Origin of the sequence: Actinoplanes couchii (assembly GCF_016862075.1) — a bacterium.
GTDB lineage: Bacteria > Actinomycetota > Actinomycetes > Mycobacteriales > Micromonosporaceae > Actinoplanes > Actinoplanes couchii.
The window spans coordinates 156,712-166,324 of sequence record NZ_BOMG01000097.1 but is presented as its reverse complement, the minus strand read 5'-3'; the positions used below and the strand labels follow the sequence as shown (position 1 = coordinate 166,324).

Sequence of the window (9,613 nt, the reverse complement as noted above, 5' to 3'; positions counted from 1 at the left end):
TCTCCTCCGGGCTACTCCTGCTGGTGGTCGTTCTTCGCGAGTTCGGCCAGTTCAGGCGGGATCTCGCCGGTCTCGTGGAAAACCCGCCAGGCCTCCAGGCCGGGAAACACGCCGTCGGTGATATCGGCGACCAGAGCGGCGATCCAGGCGGCTTCCGCTTCCTGGATCGCCAGGTCGTACTCCACCTCGACGAGGAACAGCCGCGGCACCCGCCCCGCGTGGCCGGCCAGCGACGCGCGGGCCGCCGTGATGCTCTCCCGGGTCAGGTCCAGGCGCTGTCGCAGCAACTCGACCGCCTCGTCCGGCCGCAGGATGCTGAGCACCGACAGCCCCGCCCGGAACCGGGTGCGCTCGGTGACCGGGGTGCGGACCAGCTCGCGAGCCCAGTCGACCAGCTCGTCCCGCCCGTCGCCGGTGATCCGGTAGACGGTCCGCTCCGGACGGGCGCCCGCACGACTGCTGCCGACCGCGGCGACCAGGTGGTGCTTGTCCAAGTTGCGGATGACCGTGTAGAGCGAACCCCACTTGATCTCGAAGTCGCCGTCCTTGCCCTGCCCCCGCAGCGTCGTCGCGATCTCGTAGGGGTGCATCGGGCGCTGAGCCAGCACCGCGAGCACGGCGAGCGCCATGAGGTTGCTGACCCTGCGTTTCGTCACGGTGATCCCACCTTCGCCGATTCCTCGCGTACGAATACTCGCATGCGAGTATAGGGTTTGGCGAATTCAGTTGTCCGCTCGCCGGGTTCCGTGGCAGCGTGCGGGGCCACTACCACTGCACCGGGGCTCAGGTGACGATCTACTTCTATGGGGCCGACGAGGTCCCGTACGGCTGTTTCTCCAACTTCTCCGATCACGGGTTCGACCTCGACGGCCAGTGGTGGCCCACCTCTGAGCACTACTTCCAGGCGCAGAAGTTCGCCGGCACCCGGCATGCCGACGCTGTTCGGCGGGCGCCGGATCCGCTGCGGGCGGCTGAGGTGGGGCGTGATCGGGGGCGGCCGCTGCGCCGGGACTGGGAACGGGTCAAGGACGACGTGATGCGCCGGGCGGTCCTGGCCAAGTTCCGGGCGCACGCCGATATCCGGGCCGTTCTGCTGGATACCGGCGATGAGGAGATCGTCGAGGACACCGGTTCCGACCACTACTGGGGGAGAGGCCGGACCGGGAACGGGAAGAACATGCTCGGGCGGATCCTGATGCGCACCCGCTTCAACCTATTGTCCTAGGACGCCCTAGGCGGGGTGCGCCGTGTCACTCATCAACCGTCAGGTCGAACTCTGCTGTCGGAGTGGCTACGCCGTTCACCAGCAGAGCGATGCCGTGTGAACCCGAGTAGTAGCGCCTGGCCGTGATCGGACGGAACTGGTGCTTCCGGCGTACCGCAAGCGTGTCTCCGGGGTTGATCGTGGCCGTCGTCAGTTTGAAGATCTTTGCGGTTCTTGTGCCGTTCGCCTTGCGGTGATGGACCACGTAATCGATGGCCAGCCGGGCCGGCACTGCGCCGTCGTTGGTGATCGTCGTCCGGAACTCGACTGCCTCGCCGAGCGCCACCACGTCCCGGTCCAGGGTGAGGTCGCCGACCCTCAGCGTCTCGTGGTCGGCCCCGAAACCGAGCAGGGCCAGCGCACCCGGATGACCACGTTTGATCAGCGTGCGGAGGCCGTGACGGACGAGGGGGAGTGTGGTGGCCGCCGGGGCGGAAAGCCAGCGGGCGGCGGTGTCGACGACCAGGTCCGGGTGATCGCGGCTGAGGTCGTTGAGGTGGTTGGCGACCGAACGGCGGACGTAATCGCTCGGATCCCGGTACAGCGCGTCCAGAATCGGCACGGTCGCGCCGGGTCGCCCGAGAATCCCCGCAACCCGCACCGACCAGGGCAGATAGGGCCGGGAGCCCTCCGAGGCGAGCCGGCGCACATCGGCGTCGTCCGAGCCGGCCCACCCGAGCATGGTGGTGAGCGCCCGGTCGAGGTCGTGCCGCAGCAGAGTCCGGACGGCGAACTCGGCAGTCAGCAGCCCGGTCAACTCGGCCATGATCGCCAGGGCGTCGTCGAACGCCTCCGTACCGCCGTCGGTGACCGCTTTCGACGCCACCGCCGAGGTCACCGGCCAGACCATCCACCCACTGAACGCCGGCGTCGCGGCCCGCACCACCCGCGCCAGCTCGGGGTAATTGCCCGGAACATCGGCGAGCAGCGCGTCCCGCAGCAGGTCGGCGCGCTCCCGCAGAGCCAGCCCGTCCAGCCGATCCCGCGCCGCCCGAAGCGTCCCGAGCGGCTCCCCGGGAACCACCCCGGCGATGGCATCGACCAGCCCGTCAGCAGCCCGGACACCAATGAGTTCGTCAGCAAAAGGCACGATCCAAAACCCTACTTGGGTACGCCGCACCCACCGCGTCCCCGTGGCTGGTGTTGTGGGCGGTGGTCACCCGCAGTCTTCCAGGGTGGGCAGCCGGCTTCGGTACCCCTCGTTGGGGCATCCGTGAGGGGGTGGATGTCGATCTACCAGCAGATTTACTCGCCGTCGCTTGAACGGATCTTCGCAGCTCATCGCCCGTCATGGCTGGCCGCCCGCGGGGTCGGGTGGGACTATCGCCCGTCCAATTTTGAAGCTTGGCGGCTGCTTCAGCACGGGTAGCTGGTGCTCTTCCGGGGCCAGCCAATCAAACTAGTGTCCTAGGAAACCTTAGAGGTAGTGCGGCAAGCCGCACCTTTGAACACCTACAAGGACGGCTTCGCCGACACCACAAAGGTCTTGCCGGGCGGAGGGCTGCGGGTTCACTCCCGACGTCGGGAGCAGGGATCAGCTTGAGCGGTCGGTTCTCGGCACGATGGGATCTATCGGTTGGGCGGGACTGTTCTCCGCTTCGAACCAGTCGGCCAGGGCGAACGTGCTCCCGCACGCGCTGCATTCGGCTTGGCCGAAGAGGTGGGTGAGGCCGTCAGCCAGGATCAGGTCTTCGCCGGCGATCGCGGTGTCGTACATCCATCGAGGTATTCCGCTCAGGTCGGCCGGGGCGGCTGGGCGGAGCGGAACTCGATGTATGTCGCCGTCGTCGTGGTCGCGGATTGCCGAGTAGTGCCCGTGGCCGCCGATGACGCCAGATGGTCGTCCTCGTGATTTCGATGCGGCGTCCGCGTGATCACCGCGGCGAGGTCCAGCGCCCGGTCACGCTGCTCGGTGTCGTCGGACCGGGCGAGCCGGCTGAGTGCGGGCAGGGCGGCGAATCCTGCTGAGCAGCAGCATTCGGCCTCGACTACCAGCCGGCTGTCGAGTTCTTTCCACAGGGCGGCATCCGGTTGTTGTTCGAGTCGGTCGAGCAGTTCTCGAACGATGATGCCCGAGTCGCCTCGCACATCGCGCACCGCAGTCCGGTCGATCACCGAGGAGTCTTCCCGGGGTGGCCGAAGCGTGCGGTGTAGTGCCAGACGCGTTTGAGGGTCTGGGGGTCGTATTCGGCTTTGTGGACCGCTTCGCCGATGATGCGGGGGTTCAGGAGACCCTGCTGGGCTATCCGGGTCGCGGCTTTGACGATCTCGGGGCCCCGGTAGTCGGGGTGGGCGGCGATCTCGTCGATGTCGGTCTGGAAGCCCTGGTGCCATTGGACGGGGATGCCGAGCAGGTGGGCGTCGGTCTCTATCTCGGTGTTGCGGAAGCTGGGGTCCAGGACGAGGGCTTCGGCGTCTCGGGTGAGGATGACGCCTCCGTGTACGTGGGCCTCGATGTAGTCGTCGAGCAGGTCCTGGTCGTCGGTGTCGGCCAACTCGATCAGGGCGCAGCGGTCGGTGGTGGCGAGGGCTACGGGTTCGAAGACGCTGTCGGGGTAGCACAGGGTGGTGCGGGTCAGGGTGGCGGTGTTGAGGCGCAGGTGGGCGGATCCGAAGCGGGGTGAGCCGCCGTAGGGGCGCATGCGGTGGTTGAGGGAGCCGTATACCGGGCGGGCGGTGGGTGGGGCCTGGTCGTAGGCGCCGCTGAAGAGGCGGGATTCCCAGTTCCAGCGGTCGCCGCCGGGGTGGGCTGTCATGCCGCCGTTGCTGGTGCCGATTTCGAACTGGGAGCGGTAGCGGCTGTCGGTGGCGATCGCGCGCAGGATGGTGGTGTCGCCGGTTGCGCGGTCGGGGTGGAAGTGCAGGGTGACGCGCCAGGTGGGGTCGATCGGTTCGCCGTGGGCCTGGTTGCGGACGTGGGTTACGGCGGTGGTGGCCCAGTGGGTGCCGGTCACCGGAGGGCCTTGGTGAAGTGGGTGCTGTGCGGGTCGGGGCGGTAGTCGGCGAAGGGTGGGCAGGGGGTGAAGCCGAAGCGGGTGTACAGGGTGTGGGCGGGGGTGAAGTACGGGTCGGTGCCGGTTTCCAGGTAGAGGTCGGTGTATCCGCGGTGGCGGGCTTCGTCGATGAGGTGGGTGAGCAGGGCTGAGGCGACGCCGCGGCGTTGGGCGGTGGTGGCGGTGCGCATCGACTTGATTTCGCCGGTGGTGGGGGTGAGTTGTTTGAGGGCGCCGCAGCCGAGGAGCTGTTGTTCGTCGTACAGAGTCCAGAGGGTTATTGCGGGTTGCCTCAGGCCGTCGAGGTCGAGGGCGTGTTTGCTGTCGGGTGGGCTGATGCGGCGCATGTCGTCGACGTGTTCCTGCAGGAGGGCGGCGATGGCGGGCCCGGTGAGATCGTCGACGGTGATCGTGTGCATGGCGTCATTGGTAGCAGGTGCCGGGCCACGCCAGGCCCGGCGCCTGTGGTCAGCAGTCGATGGCTACGACGTCCATGCCGGTATAGGCGTGGAAGTTGCCCTGTTCGCCGGGGTAGAGGTAGCCCTTGAGCTCCCACCAGCCGTTGCTCAGCTGGTACATGATGGCGAGGTCGCTGCCGCCGTTCTTGGCGGAGTAGATGTTGTCTTTGAACGGCTCGTTCAGGTAGTGGGTTCCGCAGGTGGGGGCGACCCAGCGCTGGCCGGTGCCGTTGAGGCCGGTCCAGTAGCAGGAGTAGCCGGACGGGCAGTCACAGGCGGCGAGTGCTGCTTGCGCGGGTGTGGCGGCGAGGGCGGTGGGCAGGAGTGCGGCGGCAGCGAGGGCTGCGGCGGCTTTGATGCGTGTCATGGCTTGAGCGAACAGGGTTGTGGGGTTGTTCAGTAGCCGTCATCTGTGGTGAACAACGGAGGGCCGGCCACGAGGGCCGGCGAGGAGGCCGCGGAGCAGGAGCTGGATGTAGCCGGGTGTGGGGTTGGTCAGTGGCACGGGACGCCGAGCAGGTGGCGGCCGTCGTGCATGAGTTCGTGCAGGTACATGCCGCTTTGGGAGATGGTGCCCTGGTCGAAGGCGACGAGGTAGGCCAGGAGCAGCATGATGGTGGTGAAGCCGGCGGCGGTGGCCAGTAGGCGGGGGGAGGCCGCGGGGATGGCGAGTGGTTGTGCCTTGGGCATGGCGGGGTGTTCCTCCTTCGGGATGACGCGTCCCGATCGATGGGGTCTGCGGCGCGTGAGCGTTCTGGCTTGCCGGCGGGGCTGGCTCACAGTGGCGCGACCGCACCGGAGTTTCACCGGTTTTCCTCATTCGCCGCAGATTGGCCGGCTTCAACTTATCGGCCGGGGTGGTGGTGGGGCAACCGGTGGCCGGTAGCATCCACGCCGGTCGTTGGGGGTTTGCGGGGGTGGGTTTGTTGCGTTTTGTGGCGGCGGTGGTGGTGGGTCTGGTCGCGGGTGTGGTGGTGCCTGTGTCGGGTCCGGCGGTGGCGGCGACGTGTACGGGGGCGGGTGTGACGTCGCCGGGGGTGCCGGCGGAGTTGAAGGCGTATGCGCCGTCGCGGTTGGCGGGGTTGGCGACCGGTGCGGGGGTGCGGGTGGCGGTGATCGATTCGGGGGTGGATCCGCGTAATCCGCAGTTGGCCGGGAAGGTCCTGAAGGGCCGGGATTTTCTGCACAAGGCGGCGAACGCGTTGTCGGACTGTCCGGGGCACGGTACCGCGGTGGCGGGGATCATCGCTGGTCAGCCGGATGCGAACACCGGGGTGCAGGGTTTGGCGCCGGGGGCGACGATCGTGCCGGTGCGGGTGAGCGAGGACGAGGACGTGGAGGGTTCCGGGTCGGGGGCGTCGAGTGCGGCGTCGTTCGCGCAGGCGATCCGGTGGTCGGTGAATCAGGCGAAGGCGTCGGTGTTGAACATTTCGCTGGTGATGCCGGCGCAGGATCCGGCGGTGCGGGCGGCGATCGCGGAGGCGGTGGCGGCTGATGTGGTGGTGGTCGCGGCGTCGGGTAACGACGGTGCGGATGGTGGGGTGGCGTTCCCGGCGGGTTATCCGGGGGTGATCGGTGTGGGTGCGGTGGCGCCGGATGGTTCGCTGGCGTCGTTCTCGCAGACCGGGGAGCACGTGGACATCGTGGCGTTCGGTCAGGCGGTGACGGCGTTGGCGCCGATCAGTGGTCATCGGGGGGTGCAGGGGACGAGTTTTGCGGCGCCGTTCGTGGCGGCGACGGCGGCGTTGTTGCGGGAGCGTTTTCCGGCGGAGAGTGCGGAGCAGATCGGGCGGCGGTTGTTGCGGTCGGCGGATCCGGCTCCGGGTGGTGCGCGGAGTGACGGGTTCGGGGTGGGGTTGCTGAATCCGTATCGGGCGTTGACGGAGCAGGCGGGGCCGAAGTTGGCGGCGGTGGAGCCGGCGTCGCCGGTGCCGGTGGCGCGGCGGGGTGGTCCGGAGTGGGATCGGGCGGGTCTTTTCGCTGCTGGTGGTGCTGGTTTGGTGGTGTTGGCGGGGTTGGTGGTGGCGGTGGTGGTGCGAGGTCGTCGGCGTGGGTGGCACCCCGCTACTGCCGGGGAGTCCACCGATCATGATCGAATGCCGGGATGATGTGGGAGTTCGTCACCGAGTCGTTGAACCGGTTGTATCCGCGGGCGGCGCCGTGGCATGTGTCGTATGTGCCTGGGGAGCATGATCTGCAGGCGGGTTCGGTGTATCCGGCGGATGGTCATTGGCATTATGTGACGTACGGGCTGGGTCAACGGTGGGGTCTGGAGTTGACGTTCCGGTTGCGCGGTGCGGGGGAGCAGGAGCCGCCGCAGTGGCCGTTCGTGTTGTTGAACCGGGTGGCGGCGTATGCGAACAGTCTGCCGGAGCCGCTTGAGGACGGTTTGTGGTTGGACATGCGGGGGCCGATCACGGGGTTTCCGCATTCGGGTGGGCCGGACAGTCGGTTGACGATGCTGATCCTGGCGGAGGATCCGGAGTTGGGTGGGCGTTTTCTGCAGTTGGTGGGGGTGACGGCTGCGGAGATCAACGGTGAGGTGGAGATAGTGGATGAGCCGTTGATGATGACGGACCCCCTGAGATAAGGAACGCTCGTTCTTGACTGGTCGTTCCTGAACACTTTAGGGTGATCGTCATGGGACGACCCCGAGCGTTCGACGAGACCGACGTGGTGCGCGCCGCCGCCGACCTGTTCACCCGCCGGGCGTACGACGGCATCTCCGTCGACGACCTGGTCACCGGCCTCGGCGTGCACCGCAACAGCCTCTACCAGGTGTTCGGCAGCAAACGCGGCCTCTACCTGCGGGCGCTGCGCTGGGCGGTGGCCGAACGGATCCGCCCGGCCCTGCCCGCCGTGGAGTCGGAGCCGGCGCTGGACCTGCTGATCCTCGCCGCCGCCGACCGGGCCGGCGAGGACCCGGAGGTCGCCGCCGAGGTGGCCGCCGCCCTGGCCGAGATCGACGCCGCTACCGGGTCGTCCGCGACCACCGACGCGCTGCTGGGCCGACGCCTGCGCGCGCGTGCCACCACCGAAGGAGACCAGCATGGCTGATGTTCGTATCGACGGTTCCACCCTGGTCGTGGAGGTCCGCGGGCTGGACAAACTGTGGGCGCTCAAGAGCCGTCTGGAGATTCCCCTGGTCAACGTGTCCGGGGCGACCGCCGATCCGGGCATCGACCGGGAACCCAAGGGGCTGCGTGCGCCCGGCGCCCACATTCCCGGGGTGATCACGGCGGGCACGTTCCACCGCGACGGGGAGAAGGTGTTCTGGGACGTGAAGAATCCGCAGAACGCGGTGGTGATCGCGTTGCGGGACGAGACGTACGCCCGGCTGGTGGTGGAGGTCGCCGATCCGCGGGCGACGGTGGCCCTGATCGAAGGCGCCATCACCCGGCCGGGTGCCTGATTCGGCCCGCCGCTTTTTCTATGCTGGGCCGATGTCTACTGAGATCAGTGATCTGCTGGGCAGGGCGGTCCCGGCGACGGCGGCCCTGGTCGCCGGGGTGCGTGACGAGCAGCTGGGGCAGGCGACGCCGTGTGCCGAGTTCACCGTCCGGGACCTGCTGAACCACCTGTTCCAGGTGGCCCGTAACTTCCAGCTCCTGGCCGCCCGTCAGGACGTCGACTGGACGGACACCCCGGACAGCCTGACCGGGGACTGGCGGGCCGATTTCCGGTCGCACGCCCACGACATGATCATCGCGTGGGCGGATCCGGCGGCCCTGGACGGGGTGTCGCCGGGGATGGGGCTGCCGCAGCGCACGCTCGGGCTGATGATGGTCGTCGACCTGGTGGTGCACGGCTGGGACCTGGCCCGCGCGACCGGTCAGCCCTACACCGTCGATGCGGGCCTGCTGGCGCCGACGGCGGAGTTCCTGGACATCATGGGGGACATGGGCCGCAAGATGGGCGCGTTCGGTCCCGCCGTGCCCGCCCCGGACGGCACCGACCGTCTCGGTGAGCTGCTCGCGGTCACCGGCCGGGATCCGCGGTGGCACGCCACTGTGCCGGAGTGATGGTGAATTCGGCGCGGAACCGTTTGATGAAGTACGAGACGTCCGGGTAGCCCACCCGGCGGGCGACTGCCGCGACCGGCAGTGTCGTGCCGGTGAGCAGGCGGCGGGCCTCCTGCAACCGCCGATGGGTGATCCACTGCTGGACGGTACGGCCGGTCTTGCGGCGTACGACAGTGGTGAGATGCCCCGGGGTGAGCGCGACCGCGGCGGCGACGTCGGCCAGGGACAACGTCGTCGCGAACCGGGTCTCGACGACGTCGAACACGGCGGCCAGCAGTGGTTCGTGCGCCGACCGCAGCTGCCCGGCCAGATCCGGTGTCAGCCGGGCGGCGGCGACCAGCAGCAGGCTCAGCAGGGCGTGCGCGGCCTCCGGATAGCCGTCGCGGCGTTCGCGCAGTTCGGTGTCCAGGTCGGTGAACCGGCCGGTCCACGTGTCGCGGTCGGGGGCGGGCACGTGCAGGCGCTGGGCCCGGTCGGCGCCGCGGGCGAACGGGAACAGCAGCGGATGCGACCGCCACGACGGGTGTGTTTCGTCGCGGACGGCGTCGGCGGGGAACCACACCACCCAGCCGTCCACCGGCGGCCGGTCGAACGCGACGACCTGCCCCGGCGCCAGGACGAACAGGTCGCCGTCGTGCAGCTCCCACGCCTGGTCGTCGATCAGCACGGTTCCGCTCGCGTGGCGGGCGTAGAAGAGGATCAGGAAGTCGTGGGAGTGGGCGGTGGCGTGCAGGCTCCGGCCGGGCAGCCGGGCCGTCACGGTCGGCGGGACACCCGGCCGGTGCGGGAAACCGACCACCGGTGGATCGCAAGAACGTCGCATCGTCGCCGATGATCGGCCATTGGCGCTGTCTGCCATGACGCTGATGCTAGAGA

The 9,613-nt window shown here is 68.7% G+C and carries 15 protein-coding genes; 6 read left to right on the top strand and 9 right to left on the bottom strand.

Annotation, left to right across the window (positions count from 1 at the left end):
- Positions 1–11: 11 nt before the first annotated feature.
- Positions 12–656, bottom strand: a complete 645-nt coding sequence (locus Aco03nite_RS39655) for a PadR family transcriptional regulator (RefSeq protein WP_239145814.1) — start codon at positions 654–656, stop codon at positions 12–14.
- Positions 657–754: 98 nt separating this feature from the next.
- On the opposite strand from Aco03nite_RS39655, the gene ybiA reads away from it, so the two are divergent.
- Positions 755–1,225 (top strand): riboflavin biosynthesis intermediates N-glycosidase, encoded by a 471-nt coding sequence (gene ybiA, locus Aco03nite_RS39650; RefSeq protein ID WP_239145813.1) that lies wholly within the window; start codon positions 755–757, stop codon positions 1,223–1,225.
- A 25-nt stretch (positions 1,226–1,250) separates the two neighbouring features.
- On the opposite strand, the gene Aco03nite_RS39645 is transcribed toward ybiA, so the two are convergent.
- From Aco03nite_RS39645 to Aco03nite_RS39615, 7 genes are all read right to left on the bottom strand, one after another.
- Positions 1,251–2,354, bottom strand: coding sequence for a DNA alkylation repair protein (locus Aco03nite_RS39645; RefSeq protein ID WP_203805795.1), 1,104 nt, complete (start codon positions 2,352–2,354; stop codon positions 1,251–1,253).
- Between the two features lie 444 nt (positions 2,355–2,798).
- Positions 2,799–2,981, bottom strand: a complete 183-nt coding sequence (locus Aco03nite_RS39640; protein WP_203805793.1) for a hypothetical protein — start codon at positions 2,979–2,981, stop codon at positions 2,799–2,801.
- A 17-nt stretch (positions 2,982–2,998) separates the two neighbouring features.
- Positions 2,999–3,379: a hypothetical protein gene (locus Aco03nite_RS39635; RefSeq protein WP_203805791.1), complete on the bottom strand. Its 381-nt coding sequence runs from the start codon at positions 3,377–3,379 to the stop codon at positions 2,999–3,001.
- Positions 3,376–4,218 carry a DUF3626 domain-containing protein gene (locus Aco03nite_RS39630; RefSeq protein WP_239145812.1) on the bottom strand — a complete coding sequence of 281 codons (843 nt, stop codon included), beginning with the start codon at positions 4,216–4,218 and terminating at the stop codon, positions 3,376–3,378. The genes Aco03nite_RS39635 and Aco03nite_RS39630 overlap by 4 nt, the downstream gene beginning before the upstream one ends.
- Complete coding sequence (locus Aco03nite_RS39625) at positions 4,215–4,676, bottom strand: GNAT family N-acetyltransferase (RefSeq protein WP_203805789.1); 462 nt, start codon at positions 4,674–4,676, stop codon at positions 4,215–4,217. The genes Aco03nite_RS39630 and Aco03nite_RS39625 overlap by 4 nt, the downstream gene beginning before the upstream one ends.
- Positions 4,677–4,725: 49 nt before the next feature.
- Positions 4,726–5,082, bottom strand: a complete 357-nt coding sequence (locus Aco03nite_RS39620; RefSeq protein ID WP_203805787.1) for a peptidase inhibitor family I36 protein — start codon at positions 5,080–5,082, stop codon at positions 4,726–4,728.
- 128 nt (positions 5,083–5,210) lie between these two features.
- On the bottom strand, positions 5,211–5,405 hold the full coding sequence (locus tag Aco03nite_RS39615) for a CbtB domain-containing protein (protein ID WP_203805785.1): 195 nt from the start codon (positions 5,403–5,405) through the stop codon (positions 5,211–5,213).
- A 236-nt stretch (positions 5,406–5,641) separates the two neighbouring features.
- Here Aco03nite_RS39615 and Aco03nite_RS39610 point away from each other — a divergent pair, with 236 nt between their 5' ends.
- From Aco03nite_RS39610 to Aco03nite_RS39590, 5 genes are read left to right on the top strand one after another with little or no spacing between them, the layout of a single operon-like run.
- Positions 5,642–6,823 (top strand): S8 family serine peptidase, encoded by a 1,182-nt coding sequence (locus tag Aco03nite_RS39610; RefSeq protein WP_373872669.1) that lies wholly within the window; start codon positions 5,642–5,644, stop codon positions 6,821–6,823.
- Positions 6,820–7,305: a suppressor of fused domain protein gene (locus Aco03nite_RS39605; protein WP_203805783.1), complete on the top strand. Its 486-nt coding sequence runs from the start codon at positions 6,820–6,822 to the stop codon at positions 7,303–7,305. Before Aco03nite_RS39610 ends, Aco03nite_RS39605 begins: the two co-directional genes overlap by 4 nt.
- Positions 7,306–7,355: 50 nt before the next feature.
- A complete protein-coding gene (locus Aco03nite_RS39600) occupies positions 7,356–7,772 on the top strand; it encodes a TetR/AcrR family transcriptional regulator (protein WP_203805781.1) in 417 nt (138 codons plus the stop codon).
- The gene (locus Aco03nite_RS39595) at positions 7,765–8,127 is read left to right on the top strand and encodes a hypothetical protein (RefSeq protein WP_203805779.1); all 363 of its coding nucleotides are present in this window, start codon (positions 7,765–7,767) and stop codon (positions 8,125–8,127) included. The genes Aco03nite_RS39600 and Aco03nite_RS39595 overlap by 8 nt, the downstream gene beginning before the upstream one ends.
- Positions 8,128–8,158: 31 nt before the next feature.
- Positions 8,159–8,737: a TIGR03086 family metal-binding protein gene (locus tag Aco03nite_RS39590; protein WP_203805777.1), complete on the top strand. Its 579-nt coding sequence runs from the start codon at positions 8,159–8,161 to the stop codon at positions 8,735–8,737.
- Here Aco03nite_RS39590 and Aco03nite_RS39585 read toward each other — a convergent pair.
- Positions 8,694–9,560, bottom strand: coding sequence for an AraC family transcriptional regulator (locus Aco03nite_RS39585; protein WP_239145811.1), 867 nt, complete (start codon positions 9,558–9,560; stop codon positions 8,694–8,696). The genes Aco03nite_RS39590 and Aco03nite_RS39585 overlap by 44 nt on opposite strands.
- Between the last annotated feature and the right edge of the window lie 53 nt (positions 9,561–9,613).